This is a genomic window from Phytohabitans aurantiacus, from assembly GCF_027923225.1.
GTDB lineage: Bacteria > Actinomycetota > Actinomycetes > Mycobacteriales > Micromonosporaceae > Phytohabitans > Phytohabitans aurantiacus.
This window is the reverse complement of record NZ_BSDI01000064.1, coordinates 18,039-38,539: the sequence shown is the minus strand read 5'-3', so window position 1 is coordinate 38,539 and position 20,501 is coordinate 18,039. Positions and strand designations below refer to the sequence as shown.

The 20,501-nt window shown below is 70.3% G+C and carries 18 protein-coding genes and 1 pseudogene; 9 read left to right on the top strand and 10 right to left on the bottom strand.

The window, feature by feature from the left end; genetic code table 11:
• Positions 1-307: 307 nt before the first annotated feature.
• From QMG73_RS39220 to groL, 5 genes are all read left to right on the top strand, one after another.
• Entirely contained in the window at positions 308-658 is a 351-nt protein-coding gene (locus tag QMG73_RS39220; protein WP_281904174.1) for a LapA family protein, read from the top strand.
• Between the two features lie 101 nt (positions 659-759).
• Entirely contained in the window at positions 760-1,296 is a 537-nt protein-coding gene (locus tag QMG73_RS39215) for a DUF5994 family protein (protein ID WP_281904173.1), read from the top strand.
• 2 nt (positions 1,297-1,298) lie between these two features.
• Positions 1,299-1,478, top strand: a complete 180-nt coding sequence (locus tag QMG73_RS39210; protein ID WP_281904172.1) for a hypothetical protein — start codon at positions 1,299-1,301, stop codon at positions 1,476-1,478.
• Positions 1,479-1,569: 91 nt separating this feature from the next.
• Positions 1,570-1,794, top strand: a complete 225-nt coding sequence (locus tag QMG73_RS39205) for a hypothetical protein (RefSeq protein ID WP_281904170.1) — start codon at positions 1,570-1,572, stop codon at positions 1,792-1,794.
• Positions 1,795-1,989: 195 nt separating this feature from the next.
• A complete protein-coding gene (groL, locus tag QMG73_RS39200) occupies positions 1,990-3,567 on the top strand; it encodes a chaperonin GroEL (protein ID WP_281904169.1) in 1,578 nt (525 codons plus the stop codon).
• A 44-nt stretch (positions 3,568-3,611) separates the two neighbouring features.
• Here the strand turns inward: groL and QMG73_RS39195 are convergent.
• From QMG73_RS39195 to QMG73_RS39175, 5 genes and pseudogenes are all read right to left on the bottom strand, one after another.
• Positions 3,612-4,088 (bottom strand): annotated as a pseudogene (locus QMG73_RS39195) (glycoside hydrolase family 130 protein); the annotation flags it as partial.
• Between the two features lie 245 nt (positions 4,089-4,333).
• Positions 4,334-5,305, bottom strand: coding sequence for a glycosyltransferase (locus QMG73_RS39190; RefSeq protein ID WP_281904177.1), 972 nt, complete (start codon positions 5,303-5,305; stop codon positions 4,334-4,336).
• Positions 5,306-5,328: 23 nt separating this feature from the next.
• Positions 5,329-5,466, bottom strand: a complete 138-nt coding sequence (locus QMG73_RS39185) for a hypothetical protein (protein ID WP_281904168.1) — start codon at positions 5,464-5,466, stop codon at positions 5,329-5,331.
• Between the two features lie 11 nt (positions 5,467-5,477).
• On the bottom strand, positions 5,478-6,479 hold the full coding sequence (locus QMG73_RS39180; protein ID WP_281904166.1) for a glycosyltransferase family 4 protein: 1,002 nt from the start codon (positions 6,477-6,479) through the stop codon (positions 5,478-5,480).
• Positions 6,480-6,697: 218 nt separating this feature from the next.
• Entirely contained in the window at positions 6,698-7,504 is an 807-nt protein-coding gene (locus QMG73_RS39175) for an AfsR/SARP family transcriptional regulator (RefSeq protein ID WP_281904164.1), read from the bottom strand.
• Positions 7,505-7,625: 121 nt separating this feature from the next.
• Between QMG73_RS39175 and QMG73_RS39170 the strand changes: the two genes are divergently transcribed.
• Positions 7,626-9,317: a hypothetical protein gene (locus tag QMG73_RS39170; RefSeq protein WP_281904163.1), complete on the top strand. Its 1,692-nt coding sequence runs from the start codon at positions 7,626-7,628 to the stop codon at positions 9,315-9,317.
• Positions 9,318-9,427: 110 nt separating this feature from the next.
• On the opposite strand, the gene QMG73_RS39165 is transcribed toward QMG73_RS39170, so the two are convergent.
• The 3 genes from QMG73_RS39165 to wrbA all read right to left on the bottom strand — a co-directional run bounded on the left by QMG73_RS39165 (position 9,428) and on the right by wrbA (position 11,417).
• Entirely contained in the window at positions 9,428-10,333 is a 906-nt protein-coding gene (locus QMG73_RS39165; protein WP_281904162.1) for a TIGR03620 family F420-dependent LLM class oxidoreductase, read from the bottom strand.
• Between the two features lie 98 nt (positions 10,334-10,431).
• The gene (locus QMG73_RS39160; RefSeq protein WP_281904159.1) at positions 10,432-10,764 is read right to left on the bottom strand and encodes an ArsR/SmtB family transcription factor; all 333 of its coding nucleotides are present in this window, start codon (positions 10,762-10,764) and stop codon (positions 10,432-10,434) included.
• Positions 10,765-10,802: 38 nt separating this feature from the next.
• Positions 10,803-11,417, bottom strand: coding sequence for an NAD(P)H:quinone oxidoreductase (wrbA, locus tag QMG73_RS39155; RefSeq protein WP_281904158.1), 615 nt, complete (start codon positions 11,415-11,417; stop codon positions 10,803-10,805).
• 128 nt (positions 11,418-11,545) lie between these two features.
• Here wrbA and QMG73_RS39150 point away from each other — a divergent pair, with 128 nt between their 5' ends.
• The 3 genes from QMG73_RS39150 to QMG73_RS39140 all read left to right on the top strand — a co-directional run bounded on the left by QMG73_RS39150 (position 11,546) and on the right by QMG73_RS39140 (position 18,656).
• Entirely contained in the window at positions 11,546-12,136 is a 591-nt protein-coding gene (locus QMG73_RS39150) for a TetR/AcrR family transcriptional regulator (RefSeq protein WP_281904157.1), read from the top strand.
• Positions 12,137-12,191: 55 nt separating this feature from the next.
• Positions 12,192-16,943 carry a diguanylate cyclase gene (locus QMG73_RS39145; protein WP_281904156.1) on the top strand — a complete coding sequence of 1,584 codons (4,752 nt, stop codon included), beginning with the start codon at positions 12,192-12,194 and terminating at the stop codon, positions 16,941-16,943.
• Positions 16,944-17,051: 108 nt separating this feature from the next.
• Positions 17,052-18,656: a carbohydrate-binding protein gene (locus tag QMG73_RS39140; RefSeq protein ID WP_281904155.1), complete on the top strand. Its 1,605-nt coding sequence runs from the start codon at positions 17,052-17,054 to the stop codon at positions 18,654-18,656.
• 66 nt (positions 18,657-18,722) lie between these two features.
• Here the strand turns inward: QMG73_RS39140 and QMG73_RS39135 are convergent, their stop codons facing one another.
• Together QMG73_RS39135 and QMG73_RS39130 are read right to left on the bottom strand one after the other, a co-directional pair.
• Complete coding sequence (locus tag QMG73_RS39135) at positions 18,723-19,358, bottom strand: maleylpyruvate isomerase family mycothiol-dependent enzyme (protein WP_281904154.1); 636 nt, start codon at positions 19,356-19,358, stop codon at positions 18,723-18,725.
• Complete coding sequence (locus QMG73_RS39130) at positions 19,355-20,491, bottom strand: cupin domain-containing protein (RefSeq protein WP_281904153.1); 1,137 nt, start codon at positions 20,489-20,491, stop codon at positions 19,355-19,357. Before QMG73_RS39130 ends, QMG73_RS39135 begins: the two co-directional genes overlap by 4 nt.
• Positions 20,492-20,501 lie beyond the last annotated feature (10 nt).

The window sequence follows — 20,501 nt, the reverse complement described above, 5'->3', positions numbered from 1 at the left end:
CGTGGCCTCCATGGTCATCGTTGCTCAGCAGCGTCGATCATGGATGCCCTCGCGTCTGTTTGCTGTCCCCTATCCCTTGGAATCGATCATCTAGACGTGAGCTACCGCGACGTTCGCCGCGCTCCATGCCGTTGCTCCCGCGGCCTCACCCGCCGCCGTCGCACGACCAACCCCGACGAGGGCGACCCACCGCACCACGACGACCACCGCGACGGCGGCGAACGGGTGTACGATGAAGGCACTCCGGAATCGACGACATCCACCTTGAGGTGCCCGCCAAGCCGGCCCCACCCGAAATGGGGATGTCATGTCCAACGACCTGCGTCGTGTTCGAGGAGCTTCAGACGATCCGATCGCTGCGGTGCCGGCGAAAGCTCCGGTGGTCTCGCCCCCGACGGCAGGCGCCAGCCGGGTGCCGCGCACCCGCACTGGCGCGGCCTGGTTCGGTCTTTGCACGGCCGTGCTGCTGTCCGTGGTGCTGATCGTGTTCATGTTGCAAAACACCCGTAGCGTGCGGGTCGACTTCCTGTGGATGGACGGCAGCCTGCCGCTGGCACTGGCGCTGCTGATCGCCGGCATCGGCGCCGCGTTGCTGACCACGGCGGTCGGCGCGGCCCGGATCGCCCAGCTACGCCGCATGTCCCGCCAGCGCCGCTAGACCCTGGGCCGCGCCCATCGCGGCGTCCCCGGGTACCGCGCACCCAACCAGCCCGCCGCCGCTCTCGACTGGCGAGACCGGCGAAGGGCAAGGAGCCAACCTTGAAGGCCACAACCGCCGCCCAACGCACGACCGTCACTTCGTTGACACCACCGTCGACCCCACGACTGCGGATGGAAGCCACCGGCGCGCGCCGCACGCTGCTGGACGGTGCCTGGTGGCCCCGCTCCACCGACCCCGTCGCCGAGCTGCCCGGCCTGGTCCTGGCTCTCGACAAGGTCCATGGACCGGTCACCCGGCTGGTCCTGGACGCGACCGGCTGGGACCCCCATCCCCGCCGCCTCGGTATCGCCGGCCGGGTCCTGCGGCTGGGCTACTTCACCAGCCAGCCTGCCAACCTGCTGACCGCCATCTGCGGCAACGACCGGATCGACCTGCTCGTAGTCCCGGCTGACACGGCCAGCGGCACCGCCGACGCGGCCATGATCCTGGCCGCCACCACCACCAATCTCGTCCACGCCCAACACATCCTCCTCGCCGTCAGCCCACCGGCCACAGGCCAGATCGCCGGCGCCGTTGAGGACGCCTGGGAGGCCGAAGACAGTCGCATCCGCCTCATTCCGAGCGAGGCACGGTAGAAGTGGGGCAGCCATCCATCGACAAGGCTCAGATCATCGAGGTACTGCGGTCCAGGGGACTGCACGAGAGGGCCGACTGGGTCGACCGCGAACTTCCCGGGATCGTCGATACGCACAAGAACGGTTCCCTGCTGCGGATGCTTCAAATAGATCCGTCGGCGATCGGACGAACCGGCAGCTAGCCAGCCCGCCAGGTGCCCAATACAGCCGCGACGCGGTGGACGTCGCGATGGTCTTCCGGTACCGCCTCACCCCACGGCTAGGTTCGATGTCATGGCAACTGTAGTGCTTCGCGTCCGGCTCGCCGGTGGCGAGCGTATGGACATCACGTACGAAGAGCCTCAGATCTCCGACGAGGACGAGCTGGTCGAGCGTGTCGTTTCGACGCTTGCCGAGGACTCGGGCGTGCTCCGGTGCAGGCACGGCGACCGGCTCGTGGTTCTGTACGGAAGGGGTGTAGCCGCCGTCGAGGTCGCGCCACGCGGAGCGGTCCTGTAGTCGGCGGTCGGCTGCCAGGGGCGCCGGCTGTCTCTTGTGCTTTGGGGGTATAGGTGCTCCACTGTGGTTAGCACTCTCCCTGTGTGAGTGCCAACCGAATGGGATGGGACCCCGGAGGGGGACCGTGTGTAGCGGTCATCGCAAATCGGCCCGAGCAGTGCTGTACGTGGGCATGACGATGTTAAGGATGACCCAATGGCCAAGTTGATCGCGTTCGGTGAAGATGCTCGCCGCGGCCTTGAGCGGGGCATGAACGTACTCGCCGACACGGTGAAGGTGACGCTAGGCCCGAAGGGCCGCAACGTCGTACTGGACGGCACGTGGGGCGTGCCCACGATCACCAACGACGGGGTGAGCATCGCCAAGCAGATCGAGCTCGATGACCCGTACGAGAAGCTCGGCGCCGAGCTGGTCAAGGAGGTCGCCAAGAAGACCGACGACGTGGCCGGTGACGGCACAACGACGGCGACTGTTCTGGCGCAGGCGCTGGTGCGCGAAGGGCTGCGCAACGTCGCCGCCGGAGCAAACCCGATCGCGCTCAAACGCGGGATCGAGCAGGCCGTGGCCGCGGCGACCGAGGCGCTGCGCAGTCAGGCGCGCGACGTCGAGACCAGGGAGCAGATCGCTTCCACCGCGTCGATCTCGGCCGGTGACGCCACCGTCGGCGAGATCATCGCCGAGGCGATGGACAAGGTCGGCAAGGAAGGCGTCATCACCGTCGAGGAGAGCAACACCTTCGGCCTCGAGCTCGAGCTCACCGAGGGCATGCGCTTCGACAAGGGTTACATCTCGCCCTACTTCCTCACGGACACCGAGCGGATGGAGGCCGTCCTGGACGATCCGTACCTGCTCATCGTCGAGAAACGGATCTCGAACCTGAACGACCTGGTGCCGATCCTGGAGAAGGTCATGCAGACGGGCAAGCCGCTGGTGATCATCGCCGAGGACGTCGAGCGGGAGGCTCTCGCGACCCTGGTCGTCAACAAGGTCCGTGGCATCTTCTCGTCGGTGGCGGTCAAGGCTCCCGGCTTCGGTGACCGGCGCACGGCGATGCTGGCCGACGTCGCGATCCTCACCGGAGCGCAGGTCATTAGCGAGACGGCGGGTCTGTCCCTGGACAGCGCCGGCCTGGACACGCTGGGCCGGGCCCGCAAGGTCGTCGTGGCCGAGGACGAGACAACCATCGTGGACGGTGCCGGCGACGTCGATCAGATCACCGGCCGGGTCGCCCAGATCCGGGCCGAGATCGAGCGGAGCGAGTCCGACTATGACCGGGAGAAGCTGCAGGAGCGGCTGGCCAAGCTGGCCGGCGGGGTCGCGGTGGTCAAGGTCGGCGCGGCCACCGAGGTCGAGCTCAAGGAACGCAAGCACCGCATCGAGGACGCCGTGCGTAACGCCAAGGCCGCCGTCGAGGAGGGTCTGCTTGCCGGTGGAGGGGTGGCGCTGGCCAACGCCGCGGCCACGGCGTTCGACAAGCTCGACCTGGCCGGCGACGAGGCCACCGGGGCGAACATCGTGCGGGTCGCGCTCGCCGCGCCGCTCAAGCAGATCGCCATCAACGCCGGCCTCGAAGGCGGCGTGGTCGCCGAGAAGGTCAACTCGCTCCCGCCGGGCCATGGCCTCGACGCCGCCACTGGTGAATATGTCGACATGTTCAAAGCCGGCATCGTCGAACCCGCCAAGGTCACCCGCTGCGCGCTACAGAACGCCGCGTCGATCGCCGCGCTGTTTCTGACCACCGAGGTACTCGTCGTCGACAAGACTGCGGAGTAGACGACGTTGGGTACGTACCCGTTGCGTTCGGTGTCGTTGGGTGCCAGCAGAGCGCCGGGCAGTTCGGCGATGACGCGGTCGGGTTGGTGCAGGTCGAGCAGGATGGCGCCGATGGCGTAACAGCGCATCGGGCCGACTCCGTGGGTGAGTACCAGCCAGCCAGTGTCGGTTTCGATGGGTGATCTGCAGTTGCCGACCTGGATCAGTTCCCAGCCGCGCCGCGGGGCGTGCAGTGGCACAGCTTTCTGCCACCGGTTGGTGTCGTCGAGGGTGGTCAGGCCGATCGTCTCGCCGTCGTTTCGGCACAAGGCGAGGCGGCGGCCGCCGATGGCGCGAGGGAAGAGCGCGACGCCCTTGTTGCGGACGCCGGGCCCGCGCATGGGAGTCATATGGAACTGGGTGAGGTCTCGGGTGCTGAGCAGGCGGGCGGCTATGTGCCGGCCGTCGTAGGCGGTGTAGGTGGCCTGGTATGTCGAGGTACCGTCGTCGCCGGTGAACCTGACGAAGCGCACGTCCTCCATCCCGTTGCTCTCGGCGGGGGCGGCTGGCCAGAGCACCCGCTGGTGGAGCGGGATCTCTGCGGGGAAGGCCATGGCGTAGCTGTCGGTGGCGATGCGGCGCTCGAGGGTGCTCTGAGCGGTGGCGCGGGCGAGCAGGTCACTGGGGATGCGGCCAAGGGCCTGTTCGAAGTCGTCGTCGTCGAACCGTCCGGGGTCGGGGCCAAGCCTGGCGTCCAGCCTGACCGCCAGCTCTGGATGTTCGTCGCTCACGACAGCCGCCGGGCGTGTTGCAGGGTGGAGATGAGGGCGAGGGTCGACTCGGCGCCCTGGTTGAGATTGGGGCCGTGCGGGGTCAGGCCGTCGTATCCGCCCTTTGTGGCGGGATCCCACATCGCGGTGCGCGTGTCGTTGTCGCCGAGGAACCATGCGATGGCCTGCCGTACGCCGGTGTTCCAGGCGGAGTCGCCAGTGGCTGCGGCGGCGGTGGCGCAGGCGTCGGCGAGCGCGGCGACCTCGATCGGTTGCTGGTCGTACCGGGGTCGTGGTGCGTGTCGTTGCCAGCCGCCGCAGGGGATGACCGACAGCTGGCCGTCGACAAGCTGGATGCGTTGTAGCCAGGTCAGCATCCGTAGGCCGTTGGCGAGTAGCGGCCCATCGTCGCCTAGGTGGCCGGCGGCGATGACGACCTCGGCGAGGGCGGCGTTCGCGTAGGTCAGCCGCTGCTCCGGCCACGGCCATTCCGGGCTGGACCCAGGGGTGCCGACGGCGGTGGCGGCGTCGGCCAGGAGGGCGGCCGCGGCTGTGTCGTCTGGGCGGGCGCGGAGCACTTCGGCGGCGCCGAGACCAGCGAAGACCATCGCCCGCGGTGCGGGCGACCGCCGGGTGGCGCCGAGTGTGAACGCAACCTGGGCTCCATCGCGGATCCAGCTGGCAGGGCTGCGCGCGGCAGCGGTACCCAGGCCCCACAACGCGCGTCCCCACCAGTCGCCGAGGCCGGGCTCGTCGGTCCAGCGCCGGTCGTGGGCGAGCCGGTTGTGGAAGGCGCCGCTGCCGTCCTGGGCGTGGGTGAGAAAGGTCAGGTAGCACTCCGCGAGCCGGAGCACATCCGTCGGCGGGTGGGTTTCACGGCTGGCGACGACGAGCCCGCGGGCGACGTCGTCGGTGCAGTAGCCGTGCCAGCGGCGTGCGATGGCGTGCCGCGCGTGCTCGAATAGGCCGGTGTCGTCGGTCAGCCGCATCAGGTGCGCGAAGTTTGCGGCGGTCACGCCGGTGCCGTGGCGACAGCGGCCGGGCCGGCGGCGATCACCCGCTCGGCGAGCGCGGTGTAGCGCGCGGCCACAGCTGGCCACAGCATAGCCGGGGCTAGCTGGCGGGTCTTGCCGGCGAGGCTGGCGGCCATCAGCAGCGCCGTCAGCCGATGATGTCGCGGTAGACGCGCAGGTAGTCGGTCACCATCCGGTCGGCGCCGAAGCGTTGCCGGGCCCGGGCTGAGCAGCCAGCCCGGTCGATCGTGCCGATGCGGGCGACGGCTGCGGCAGCCTGGCCGACCGTGTCCACCACGAACCCGGACACGCCCTCGTCGACCACCTCCGGCATGGAGCCCCGACGGAACGCGACCACCGGTGTGCCGCAGGCCATCGACTCCGCCACGGACAGCCCGAACGGTTCGTCAAAGTCGATCGGGTGCAGCAGTGCCGCACTGGCGCCAAGGATCTCACTCCGGCGCATCGGTCCGACCGAACCGAGGAAGGTAACCCGGTCGCCGTCGATGTGTGGGGCCACCTTTTCGGTGAAATACCGCTCGTCCTGGACGATCCCGCAGATGGTCAGTCGCCGGCCCGCTGCACGCGCGATCTCGATCGCCGTGTGGGTGCCCTTGTCCGGGTGCACCCGGCCGAAGGCGACCAGATCTGGCCCGCCATCCGGCACGAACGGCAACCCGTCAAGATCAATGCCGTGGTACACCGTCGCCACGTAGTCCAACCCGTCCGCGCGGTCGGCGTCCGAGATGGACACGTAGGCCGACCGCGCCCGCGCGTACGCAGGCATTATCCCCGGCCCGGAGAAACCGTGCACGGTGGTCAACATCGGCGCGCGGCAATGCTCGGCGAAAGCCAACGGCAACCAGTCCAGGTGACTGTGCACAAGGTCGAACTCCGCGGATCTGGCGAACGCATGGGCGACGTGCATCGCCTCCCACACCCGCCCGTCCGCGGCCAGGTCCTCCGAATACCCCCGGGGGCACACCCCGTCCAGGCGAGCCGACGTCACCGAGTCCAGCGTGGCGAACAGGGTCACGTCCACGCCTCGGGCAACCAGACCCTCGGCGAGCAGACCCGTGACCTGCTCCCACGGCCCGTAGTGGCGCGGCGGCGTACGCCACGCCACCGGCCCGAGCAGGGCCAACCTCACCGGGCCGACCGGTCAGTCTTCGACACTTCGCTCATCCGTCCACTATGGGCTCGTCCGTCCATTATGGAACTACATTGCGGCCCAGGACATCCGGCGGGAGCCCGGCCTCAAGCGAGCGGGTAGGTCTGCGCGTACGGTTGGACCACAGCCTACGCCCAGGCGGGTAGGGCGAGGCCGCGGGAGCTACGGGCATAGACCGCGACGGGCGTCGCGGTAGCTCAAAGCCGGATCTTGAACCTGACCCCATCGGCCGGAGCTCCCGGTTCGCCGGCCCGATGGACCCGCAGAGCGGCATCGGCGCGCAGGATCGCGAGCTCGACCTGCCGCAGCGCGGGGCCCGGATCAAGGCCGTCGTCGGCCAAGCGGTTCCGGACGACGTGGTAGACCCGCAGTGCCTCGCTTTGCCGGCCGTCGCGATACAGGGCGAGCATCAGCTGCCCGGCCAGCCGCTCTCGCCATGGGTAGGCGTGCACCAGCGCGGTGAGTTCGCCGACCACCCAGGCGTGGCGGCCCAGGTTGAGGTCCGCGTCCAATCGGCCCTCCAGCGCGGCGAACCGCTCCTCCGCCAACTGGGCGCGCACTCCGTCGGCCCAATGGCCCGCCAGGTCGGCGAGCGCGTCGCCCCGCCACATGCCCAGCGCCTTGTCGAACAACGCCGCCGCGCCGTTGTCGTCCCCGGTCGCGGCAGCCTCACGGGCGGCGCCGACGAGGCTTCGGAAACCGCGAATATCAGTCTGGCTATCGCCAATATCAAATAGGTAGCCGCCACCTCGGTTACCCAGGGCGATCCCCTCCGTGCCACCGATAGCGCGACGAAGTCGCGAAATGTACGCCTGAATTGTCTTATGCGCGCCGTCCGGTGGCAGCTTGCCCCAAACCCGTTCGATCAATTTGCTGGCCAGGACGAGCTTGTTGGGCTCCACCGCCAATATCGCCAACACGCAGCGCTGCCGCGCGTGGCCCAGGGCCACGCGCCTGCCCCGCTGCCACACCTCGACGGGCCCGAGCAGCAAAATGTCGGCCATCTACCCCACCACCCACGGTGTTCAAGGATTACGCAAGCAGCACGTCCAATTGACCCACGAAAATGGATTGGGGGCCACGTAGATAGACCCCTGTCGCATTTACGACGAAGGGAACGACGCTGTGAGAAGACGATCAATTGTCGGTGTCGCCGCATTGGTGATCGCTACGATCGGGTCCGCACCGGCCGCCGCCGCGGCTCCAGCGCCGACCGGCTCGGTCGAGGCGCCGGCCGAAGCTGGGCGGGCCGTGCCGGTGGCCGGCGCGGGCACCACGGGGTCACAGGAGGTGCTCGGTGTGACGCCCGCGTCGAGCGCACCCCTGCCGGTGGTCGACGCCAAGACCTACCAGCGGCAGAAACTGGCCGCGGTCGCGGCGCCGACCAGCGACCGGCCCGACAGCACGCCACTTCCCAGCCGGATGCAGACGCAGCAGAGCGTGACCACCCTCTTCAACGGGCTGGACCGGCCCGGTTCGATCAACAACGGCAGTGTCTTCAACCCGCCGGACACCATCGTCGGCAAGAGCCCGAACCGGATCGTGGAGGCCACGAACAGCGCGGTGCGACTGTCCACCAACACGGGCGGCACGCTTCAGACGCTCAACCTGAACGCCTTCACCGGCGCCGCGACCGCCGATGGGCTGATGTTCGACCCGAAGGTCTACTACGACCGCAACGCGACCAACCCCCGCTTCTTCGTCACGGCGTTGCAGGTGGCCGGGCGGGACGACGCGAACGCGGCGAACGACGTCTCCCGGATCTGGATCGCGATCTCCCGGGCCGCCGACCCGGCCAGCCTTTCCTCCGGTTGGTGCTTCTACAACATCGAGGGCCGCCGGAACGTGGGCACCGCGGACGCCAGCTGGGCGGACTACCCGGGCCTCGGCGCTGGCGCGGACAGCTTCTCGGTGACCACGAACCAGTTCCGGTTCACCAACCGGACGTTCACCTTCGCGATCATCCGGACCTTCAACAAGACCGTCGCGGAGAACAACGCCGCCGCCTGCCCCACCATCCCGACCTTCACCTTCCAGCCGGCCGCCGCCGCGGGGGACGGAACCCAGTTCACCATCCAGCCGGCGCAGCACTACACCAGCCCATCGTCCTTTGTGAACACGACGAACCCGGCGTACTTCCTGAGCACCACATCCGGCACCAGCACCCAGTACCACGTCTGGCGGGTGCGTAACGTCGCGGGTGGCTCGCCGACCCTGGCTCACCTCATCCTGACCAGCACCGGATACGGCATACCGCCAGACTCACCCCAGCCGGGGAGCGCGATCCTCGTCGATACCGGGGACAACCGGCTGCTGCAGACCGCCGGCATCGGTAACACCCTGGTCGGCACCCTCACCACGGTCTGCAACTTCACCGCCGGAACGGCCAACGAGTCCTGCTCGATGACGCCCCGGGTGGCGGTCAGCGCCGACGCGGCCGGCGGCCTCACCGCGAGCATCGTGGAGAACACCTTCGCCGGCTTCACCGACAACATCTTCGTCCACCACAACAGCATCGCCACCAACTCCGCGTTGCAGTCCGGTGCGACCTGGGAGTTCAGCGGGAGTGGGAACTTCCTCAGCTCCGCGGCTGAGATAAAGAACGCCGGCGGAGCGTGGTCCGGGGTACTCACCTACGCCCCGGGAACGTGCGCCCTACCCGCCACGGCGCCCAGCACCACCACCGCCCGCAGCGGTGACTACTCCGGCGCCCAGACCGATCCAGGCCTGAGTACCTTCTGGCTCGCGGGCGAGCAGGCGGTAACCATTTCCGCCGCCTGCCAGTGGCGCACCCGCATCGCCCAGCTCGTCCCGTAACGCTGTCGCCAAGCCGGTCCTGCTATCCAACCGCAAGGAAACCGCACCCGGCGGGCGCACGCCAGACCCAGCAGCGGTCGCGCTCGCCGGGTGCGCGGGCGGCGACCGATCTATACCTCAGCAGGTGGTGGCTCGTTGGTCCTGGCCGCTGGCAGGAGTGCGTCGCCGAGCATCCGCCAGTACCGCATCGCGGACCGCCCCGGCTCGATACCGATCACCTGCACCCCGACATGGTCGGCCCCGGCCTTGACATGGGCGTGGAGCTTGTCAGCGATCGTGTCGAGGTCGCCCCAGAACACGAGGTCGTCGACGAGGCGGTCACTGCCGCCGCCCGCGATCTCGTCCTCCGAGTAGCCCAGGCGCCGGAACTTCGCGATGTTGTACCTGCTGGTCAGGTACGGGTGCAGGTGCTCGCGCGCGGTCGCGCGGGCGGTGTCGGGGTCCGATTCGAACAGCACCGGGTGTTCCACGCCCAGGAAGGCGTCCGGGCCGAGGATCTCCCGGGCGTGCGCGGTGTGCGCCACGTTGACGTGGTAGGTCTGCGCGCCGGCGGCGCGGTGGCGTGCCAGTTCGAGCATCTTGGGCCCGTACGCGGCCAGAATCCGGCGCATCGGAGCCTCGGGCCGGGGGTTGGGCGTCTCGACGGCGTCCAGCTGGTCGAGGTACTCGGTCATGGCCGCCACCGGCTTGACTCCCGGCCGCCCGACGCCGCCGTATCCCAGGCCGAGCACGTGCCGGTCGGGGTAGGCGTCGGCCAGCAGGAGGCTCGCGCCGTACGTCCACCGGGCCTCGCGCGACCAGATCTGCGCGATGCCGTTGATGACGCGCATGTGCTCGGTGCAGGAGAGCAGGTAGCCGGCGTGGGTGAGCGCCTCCCGCCCGAGGAGTTCGGGGAACCAGAACGCCCGCCATCCCAGCTCTTCGAGTTCCTGGATCGAATCGCGCATCCGCGCGGCCGGCTGGTTCTCGAAGTCGAAGGTGTAGATCCCGAACGTGCCAAGGTCCATGCCGCTCATCGAAGATCTCCCGTGCGTCGTCAATCAGAACATATCGCACTATCGCAAAATAACGATGTGAGAGACAACCGCCTGGCCGGGTGATGCTGATCGCAGCGCTAGATGGTCTGGCCGAGCGCGGCGACGAGCTGGGCGATGCGCTGCTCGTCGCGCCGGTAGTGGGTCCACTTGCCCACTCGCGTCGCCCGCACCAGGCCCGCCCGCTGCAGCTCGGCCATGTATGCCGACACCGTCGACTGGGCCAGCCCGACCTTCGCCTGGATGTGGCTCACGCACACCCCGACCTCGGCGGGGTCGGCGATCGCTCCCTCGAGCGGGAAGTGACGCTCGGGCTCGCGCAGCCACGAGATCAACTGCAGTCGCACCGGGTTGGACAGCGCTCGCAACGCGAGGAGCACATCCGGGTCCGGTGCGACCGCGCTTTCCGTCATGGCCCCAGCCTACCGATCGATACCGACGTTTCGGGATATCACGATATGGCGGGCGCCACAGTGGTGAGCAGCCGGCTGGCGATGGTCGCGAGCCGCTCGCCCTGGTAGCGGGCCGCCTCGAGGGTGTCCTCGGACGGGGCGTCGGCGCCGGAGTGCGCGATGCCGTACGGGTTGCCGCCCGCCGGGTACACGATGGGGCTGGTGTATCCGGGCGGGACGATGATCGAGCCCCAGTGGTGGAAGGTGTTGTAGAGCGCCAGCGTGGTCGACTCGTTGCCGCCGTGCCGGTTGTAGGCGCTGGTGAAGCCGGTGGCGGGCTTGCCCGCGAGGATGCCCTGCTGCCACAGCGGGCCGGTGGTGTCGATGAACTGCTTCAGCTGGGCGGCGATGTTGCCGTACCGGGTCGGTGAGCCGAACGCGTAGGCGTCGGCCCAGCTGAGGTCGTCGAGCGTGGCGACCGGTACGTCCTGGACGGCGTCGACGTGCTGGCGCCAGGCCGGGTTGGCGTCGATGGCCGAGTCCGGCGCGAGCTCGGCGACCCGGCGCAGGCGGACCTCGGCGCCGGCCTTCTCGGCGCCCTCGGCGAGTGCCGTGGCGAGCTGGTGGACGTTGCCGGTGGACGAGTAGTAGACGACGGCGACCTTGGTGCTCACGTGGTCCTCCTGGGGCGACTGTAAACCGGATTGTCATCCGCTTCGTAGGCAAGTGAATCGGATAGCAATCCGGTTGGCAACGTGACGTGGGCGACACGAACCGGATAGCTATCCGATACTCTTGTCGCATGGCAGGCCCCGAACTACCGGTCAGCGGTCAGGAGCAGCCGGAGCGCGCCGACGCCGCCCGCAACCGGCAGCGGATCCTCTGCGCGGCTGCGGAGCTGATCGCCGCGCAGGGCGCGCAGGCGGTCACGATGAACGCGGTCGCTCACCGGGCCGGCATCGGCGTGGGCACCGTGTACCGGCGCTTCGGCGACGTGAGCAAGCTGCTGTTCGCACTGCTCGACGAGAGCGAGAAGCGCTTCCAGGCCGCCTTCCTGACCGGGCCGCCGCCGCTGGGGCCGGGCGCCCCGCCCGCCGAGCGGCTGCGCGCTTTCCTGCACGCGCTCGCCGACCACGTCATCGACCAGTGCGAGATCATGCGCGTGGCGGAGAAGGCGTCTCCGATCGCCCGGTACCACGGCGGGCCGTACCTGACCATGCACACCCACGTCAGCGTGCTGCTGCGGGAGGCGCGACCCGACCGCGACCCGGCCGTCCTCGCGCACCTGCTGCTCGCGCCGTTCGTGTCGAGCCTGTTCGACCACCTGACGGTCGACCGGCGCCTGACGGCCGATGAGATCAAGGCCGCGATCGACGGCCTGCTGCCCGTCTGACTACGTTCTGGACAAACGGCCGCGCCCAGCCTTCGCACGGGTGTAAGCACGGGGTATGGGCCGGGTGCCGCCGGACCGGGACGCGCCGGTCCGGACCGAAGTGCTGCACGAGAGCGGGCGCACACGTGTGACCCGGCTGTACCTGCCGGACGGGACCGCCATCCGCAAGGAGCCGCTGGGGCCAGACGCGGACCGGCGACTGCGGCACGAGCTGGCGATGCTGGAACGGCTGCGGGGCGTCGCCGGAGTCGCGCAGCTGCTGGACGGGATCCGGTACCCGGGATCGCTGGTACTGCGGGACGCCGGCGACGGCCTGACCGGGGTGCCGAAGCCGGTCGGCGACCTGCCGAGGCTCGCGCTCGAACTGGCCCGCGCCCTGGCCGGCACCCATCGCGCGGGCGTGATGCACCACGACATCTCGCCGCAGAACATCGTCATCGGAAGCGACGGCGCCCCGTGCCTGGTGGACTTCGCGCTGGCGTCGTCGCTGGCCGAGATCCGCCCGGCGTTCACGCACCACACGGAGATCGTCGGGACCCTCGCCTACCTGGCGCCGGAGCAGACCGGGCGTACCGGCCGGTCGGTGGACGAGCGGGCCGACCTGTACGCGCTGGGCGCCACGCTGTACGAGCTGGCGACGGGGGAGCCGCCGTTCGGCTCCGGTGACCCGTTGCGGCTCACCCACGATCATCTGGCCCGGGTGCCGGTGCCGCCCAGCGACGTGAACCCCGCCGTGCCCAGGCCGCTGTCGGCGATCATCATGCACCTGCTGGAGAAGGAACCGGACAACCGGTACCAGACCGCCGACGGGGTGGCGCACGACCTGGAGCGGCTGCGGGAGGCCGCCAGCCGGGTACACGTCGGTGAGCACGACTTTCCGCTGCGCCTGCTGCCGCCCTCGCGCCTCGTGGGCCGGGAGGACGAGGTGGCCGCCCTGGAGACGGCGTTCACCGAGACGCTCGCGGGGCGGTGCCGCGGCGTACTGGTCGGCGGGCCGCCCGGCGTGGGCAAGACGGCACTGGTCGAGCAGCTGCGGCCCGCGGTGACCGGAAGCGACGGCTGGTACGTGGCCGGCAAGTACGACCAGTACCGGCGGGCGTTGGAGTTCGACGCCGTGCACCAGGCGTTCCGGGCGCTGGGCCGGCTGCTGCTGGCCGAGCCCGAGGACGCCCTGGCCGAGGTCCGGGAACGCGTCCTGGCGGCGGTCGGCCAGAACGCCGGCCTGGTGGCGGCCACCCTGCCGGAGTTCGCGGCGCTGCTGGCGGTACCGGCCGATCCGGGGGATCCGCTGACCGCGCAGGCGCGGGCGCGGCGCACCGGCGTACAGATGCTGCGGGCCATCGCGTCGCGCAAGCGGCCCGTGGTGCTGTTCCTCGACGACCTGCAGTGGTCCGGGCGCACGTCGCTCGGCTTCGTCGACCTCGTGCTGGGCGACGATCCGATCGACGGCCTGCTGCTGGCCGGCACGTACCGCGACGACGACCTGGAGGACGCGCACCCGCTCGCCGGTCCGCTGGCGCGCTGGCGTGACCAGCCCGCGGTGCGCCACCTGCGGCTCGGGAACCTGCCCGCGCGGGGCCTGGCGACGATGGTCGCGGAGATGCTGCACGCCGCCCCGGCGTCGACGAAGACCCTCGTCGACGTGATCGAGGCGTACACGTCCGGGAACCCGTACGAGAGCGCGGAACTGCTCAACGTGCTGCGCCGCGACGGCGTGCTGACCGCGACGGCCAGCGGCTGGCGGTGGGACGCGGCGGCGGTACAGGCTCATCTGGGACGGTCGGAGGCCGCCGGGCTGCTGGCGGCGCCGGTCGCGGCGCTGCCGGAGCGGTCGCGGGCGATGGTGGAGGCGATGGCGTGCCTCGGTGGCCGCGCCGAGGTCGCCGTGCTGCAGATCGCGACCCGCGAGCCGGCGGGCGAGGTGGAGTCGACGCTGGCCGCGGCGCTCGACGAGGGCCTGCTGGTCGTCGAGCCGGGCGCGCGCGAGGCGATGCGGTTCCGGCACGACCGGATCCGCGAGGTGATCCTCGACGAGCTGGACCAGCGGCGGCGCCGCACCCTGCAGCTGACCATCGCGCGGCGGCTCGCGGCGGTGCCGGAACTGTTCGCCGTGGCCGCCGAGCAGTACCTGCCGGTGGTCGACGCGGTCGACGACCCGGGGGAGCGGCGCGCGGTCGTCGGGCTGCTGCGGCGCGCCGCCGGCCAGGCCGCCCTGGTCGGCGACCACCCGCTGGTGATCACGCTGCTGACGGCCGCGCTGCGGCTCGCCGACCCGGACGACACCGCCACGCTGATCGCGCTGCGCACCGGCAGGCACGCCGCCCTGTTCGGCGCGGCCCGCCTGGACGACGCGGACGAGGAGTACCGCGAGATCGTCGCGCTGCGACCCACCACAATGGAGCGCGCGGCCGCGACCGGGGTGCAGGTGCGCGGTCTGACGTTCCGCAACCGGTACGCAGAGGCGCTCAGTCTCGGCTTGCGGTCACTGCGCGAGCTCGGCATCCCGGTACCGGAGGAGATCCAGCTCCCGATCGAGTTCGACCACCTGTACCGGTGGCTGGATCGCGTCGACGGCGCGGACGACCTGGCCCGGCCGGAGCTCACCGACCCGACGCTGCTCGCCGCCACCCGGCTGATCGACGCGATCCTGCCGGCGGCGTACCTGTTTCCCGACCCGGCCACGCACGCGTGGCTGAGCCTGGAAGCGGTGCGGATCTGGCTCGAACACGGCCCCGGCCCTTCCCTCATCGGCCCGGTCGGCATCGCCGCCTTCGGTGTCGTGGCGATGCGCTCGGACTACGCCGCCGGATACCGGGCGCTGCGGCGGGTGCTGGCGCTGGGCGAGACCCGCGGCTACGAGCCCGACACGTCGCAGATCCGCTTCCTGTTCGCCACCATGTGCTGGTGCTTCGAGCCGGTCGAGAACGCCGTCGCGGTGGCACGGCGGGCCCGCGAGGGGCTGATCGGCGGCGGCGACCTGGTGTACGCCATCTACACCTACCACACGACCGTGCGCGGCATGCTCGACTGCGCGCCCACTGTGGACAGTGTGGCGGCGGAGGTCGAGGAGGGGCTGGCCCTGGTGCGGCGCGGCGGCGACGAGCAGACCGGCGCGACGCTCGACATCTACCGGTGGCTGATCGGCGTGCTGCGCGGCGAGAGCTCGGCCGCGGCGGCGCCCATCGACAAGTACACCGACAACCCGCTGGCCGTCCTACATGGACACATCAGTCACGCGGTCGCCGCGGCCATCTTCGGCGATCCGGTCGCGCTCAGCCGGCACACCGCGGCGGCGATGCCGGTACTGCCGGCCGACCTCGGCAGCTACCCGACCGTCACCGCCTATCTGGTGCGCGGGCTGGCCCTGGCCGGCGAGATCCGCGCCGGAAACCGGGCCGCACTCGCGGAGCTGGACGGCGTGACGGGCTGGCTGGCCCTGCGCGCCGCCGACGCGCCAGAGAACCTGCTGCACCTGCAGCGGCTGGTCGAGGCCGAGCGCGCCTGGGCGGTCGGCGACTTCCGCGCCGCGGTGCTCGGCTTCGACGCCGCCCGGCGCGAGGTCGAGGACCGGCAGCGGCCCTGGCACCGCGCGCTGATCGCCGAGCGGGCGGCCCGCTTCCACCTCGCGCACGGCGTCGAACACACCGGGTACGAGCTGCTGTCGCAGGCGCGTGAGGAGTACCTGGCGTGGGGCGCGACGGCGAAGGTCGACCAGCTGGACTGGGCGTACCCGACGCTGCGGCCACGCGACCGCCGCACCGCCGTCACGACCGGGGCGATCGACCTGCTCGGCGTGCTGTCGGCGTCGCAGGAGCTCAGCTCGCAGACCAGCGTCGAAGGGCTGCACTCGTACGTCGTCGAGGTGCTCAGCGCGATGACGGGCGCCACGGGAGTACACCTGGTGCTGTGGAACGACGAGGCGCAGGAGTGGCTGCTGCCCCCCGCCGGGCGCGAGCACACCCTGCCCCTGTCGGTGCTGCGATACGCCCAGCGGGTGCGCGAACCGCTCGTCACGCGCGACGCCACCCGCGACGACCGCTTCTCCCGCGACCCGTACCTCGCCGACGTCGCCTGCTGCTCGCTGCTCGCCGTGCCGATCGTCAACCGCGGGACGCTGCGGGCGGTGCTGCTGCTGGAGAACCGCCTCATCCGCGGGGCGTTCTCCGCCGAGAGGCTCGACGGGGTCAGGCTCATCGCCGGCCAGCTGGCCGTCTCCCTCGACAACGCCATGGTGTACGCCTCGCTGGAGCGCAAGGTCGCCGAGCGCACCGCGGAGCTGGCGGTCGCCAACGAGCTGCTCAGCATCGCCAACGAGCGACTGGAGCAGCTGAGCGTCACCGACCCGCTGACCGGAGTCGCCAACCGGCGGCGGCTGGAGGAGGTTCTCGACGCCGAGTGGCAGCGCGCGCGGACGGCTGAGTCGCCGATCAGCTTCGCAATGATCGACATTGACCACTTCAAGCAGTACAACGACCACTTCGGACACGCGGCGGGTGACCGGTGCCTGCAGCGGGTGGCGGCCCGGGTACGCCAGCACGTGCGCGACACCGACCTGGTCGCCCGGTACGGCGGCGAGGAGTTCGCGGTCGTGATGCCGGGCGTGAACCTCGAGGCGGCCGTCGCGGCCGCCGAGCGCCTGCGTACCGCGGTCATGACGCTCCCCGAGCGGGACGTGACCGTGAGCATCGGCGTCGCCACCACCGCCCCGGCGAGTGGCGGCGGGTGGCCCCAACTCGTCGAGTCGGCCGACGCCGAGCTGTACCGGGCCAAGCGCGGCGGCCGCAACCAGGTGCACGCCGGCAGCTGACTCCCTGACCTGCAACAAACCTGCAAACGCCAGCTATTGAGTTTCGGAAAGCGCTTTCCGTACGCTGACGGTTGTCCATGTTTCGATCTTGTGTCCGGGAGAAGAACGATGCGGTTCAAAATTCTTGTCGCCGGCGGTGCAGCCGTCGTCGCCGCGGGCGCGGCGGGCGTCTGGGTCGCCGGCTCGGCGTTCGCCGCGACCACGCGCTACGAGGCGGAGACCTCCCCAGCCGTCTGCACCGGCACCATCGACAGCAACCACTCCGGCTTCTCCGGCTCGGGATTCTGCAACGGCGACAACGCGACGAACGCGTTCGCCCAGGTCACCGCGACCGCCTCGGCGGCCGGCACGGCGACGCTCGGGGTCCGGTTCGCCAACGGCACCACCAGCGCCCGCGCCGCCAGCCTGATCGTCAACGGCGCCACCACGCAGTCGGTGTCGTTCGAGGGCACCGGAGCGTGGAACACCTGGGTCACCAAGACGCTGACCGTCAACCTGAACGCGGGCAGCAACACGATCCGGTTCAACCCGACCAGCTCCGGCGGCCTGGCCAACATCGACTACGTCGACGTCACGACCGGCGGCACGACCCCCACGACCCCGCCACCCTCGTCGCCACCGCCCGCTGGCAACGCTCTCTACGTGGCGCCCGGCGGAACCGACAGCGCGGCCGGCACCCAGGCGAACCCGACGACGCTCACCTCGGCGATCACCCGCATCGCGGCCGGCGGCACGATCTACATGCGCGGCGGGCAGTACAACTACTCGCAGACGATCACGATCGCCCAGGGCAACAACGGCACGTCGAGCGCCCGCAAGAAGATCTCCGCGTACCCGGGCGAGACGCCGGTGCTGAACTTCTCGGCACAGGCCGAGGACCCGGCCAACCGCGGCCTCGCCGTCAACGGAAACTTCTGGCACGTCTACGGCATCATCGTCGAGCGGGCCGGCGACAACGGCATCTTCGTCGGCGGCCACAACAACATCTTCGAGCGCACGATCACCCGCTTCAACCGCGACACCGGTCTTCAGCTGTCGCGGATGCTGTCCAGCACGCCCCGCGACCAGTGGCCGTCGAACAACCTCATCCTGAGCGCGGAGTCGCACGACAACGCCGACTCCGACGGCGAGGACGCCGACGGGTTCGCCGCGAAGCTCACGGTCGGCGCCGGCAACGTGTTCCGGTACGCCGTGTCGCACAACAACATCGACGACGGCTGGGACCTCTACACGTACGCCGACGAGGGGCCGATCGGCGCGGTGACCATCGAGGACTCCATCGCGTACAACAACGGCACCCTCAGCAACGGCGGCCAGGCCGGAAACGGTGACCGCAACGGGTACAAGCTCGGTGGCGAGGACGTGCCAGTCAACCACGTCGTGCGCCGCAGCATCGCCTTCCGCAACGGCAAGCACGGGTTCACGTACAACCGGAACCCCGGCACGATGACGATCTCGAACAACCTCAGCATCGACAACACCGAGCGCAACTACTCCTTCGACGCCGGCACGTCGGTGTTCCGCAACAACACCTCGTGCCGCAGCGCCAGCGGCACGAACGACCGGATCGTCGGCAACACCGACAGCTCGAACCAGTTCTGGTCGGGCACCAACGGCTCGCGGTGCGCCAACTTCAGCGGCGCCCTCGGCTGGTCCTTCGCCTCCGACGGCCGCCTGGTGGTAACCCTCGGCGGCCGGGTAGTAACCCTCTAGCCCAGCACAGTGATCAGGGCGTCCCTCAAGTCGTTAGAGCGACTTCAGGGACGCCCTGATCACGGGTTACAGCCAAGGGGGTAGTGGCTCGGCGGGGGAGCCGTCGGCGGTGACCACGCCCGTGTAGGGGCGGCCGGCGAGATAGGCGGTGACCTCCGCCAGATCACCCCGCACGTCAGGGATCTCGCGCTTGGCGAGGATGTCTTCGCGCAGCGCGTCGAGGAACCCCTCGGGCAGGTCGGCGAACGAGATGCCGGTGCCGAGATCGACCGCGTGCACCATCACCTCCCGGCTGCGCATCCACGGCGTCTCGCTCGCCGGCACGGTGCGCCCATGCGCGGTTTGGACCTCCGCCCGCCACTGCTCGCCGGTCATCGCTGCGAGGGCCTCGTCGAGCGCCCGCGCTGACTCCTCGAACCACGCGGTGAGGCGCGCACCGGGCAGCTCCGCGCCCGACTCGATGCCCGCGTCGCGCTGCTCCCGCGAGCTGTACATCGGTGTGCGCTCACCGGTGCGGGCCCAGTGCAGCAGGTTTCCGAGCGCCTCGGCGTTGCCGGCCAGGTGCGCCACGACGTGCTTGCGGCTCCAGCCGGGCAGCAGCGACGGCTCGCCGTACGCCGCCTCGTCGAGGCCGGCAACGGCCTTACGGCACAGAGCGGTGCCTTCCGCGATCCACGCGAGCGCCGTCGACAGGTCCCTCACCGCGTCTCCTCCACCTGGCTGCGGTACAGGCCGAGCTTAGTGAAGATCGGCGTGTCCGAGAACTGGAAGAGGTCGAGCCCACCGGAGTCGGAGTCGGACGCGGACGCCTCGGACGTGATCGACAGCGGCATCCAGGACGGGACCACGAACAGGTCGCCACGCTGAACCGACCAGGAGGCGTCGCCCACGCTGACCCGGCCCGAGCCGTCGAACACCTGGTACACCGACGATCCCGTCTCGCGGCGCGGGGCGGTCTGGGTACCGGAGCGGACGCGGTGGAACTGCGCGCGGATGGTCGGCAGCACGTCCTGGGCGGTCGTGGGATTGGTGTACCGCACCAGCGCGTGGCCGGGCTCGACGGTGCCGGGGTACCCCTCGCGTTCCAACTCCAACTGGTCGGCCAGGGCGGCGTCGGTGTCCTCCCAGCGGTACCGCAGCAGCGGGCTGCCCGCATTCGGCCGCAGCCGCGAGACCGGCGCCAGCCCCGGGTGTCCCCACAGCCGCTCGGCGCGGGAACGGTCGGGCGTCGCGTGCTCCGGCTCGGTCAGCTCGTCCCGCCCGAAGTCGAAGAACTGCCCCTCGACGTCGTATTGGAACGGGATGTCCAGCCCGTCGATCCACGCCATCGGCGCGCCGGCCGCGTTGTGGTGCGCGTGCCAGTTCATGCCGGCCTGCGGCAGGAAGTCGCCGCGGCGCATCGGTACCGGATCGCGCTCCACGACCGTCCACACGCCCTCACCCTCCACCACGAACCGGAAGGCGTTCTGCGTGTGCCGGTGCTCGGGCGCGTTCTCGCCCGGCATCAGATACTGGATGGCGGCCCACAGCGTCGGCGTGGCGTACGGCCGGCCGCCGAGGCTCGGGTTGGCCAGTGCGATGGCGCGCCGCTCGCCGCCACGCCCGACCGGCACCAGGTCGCCCGAGCGGGCCGCCAGGTCGACGAGGGTCTTCCACTCCCACCGGTACGGGCGCGCCTTCGAACGGGGATGCGGCGGCATCAGGTCGCCGATCCGGGTCCACAGCGGCACCAGCAGCGCCTTCTCGAACCCGCGGTACAGGTCTTCGAGCTCCGGGGTCACCGGCGGCTGGTCCGGCCGGTCCTCGGCGGTCAACGTCACGGGGGAGTCACTCATCTACCAACCG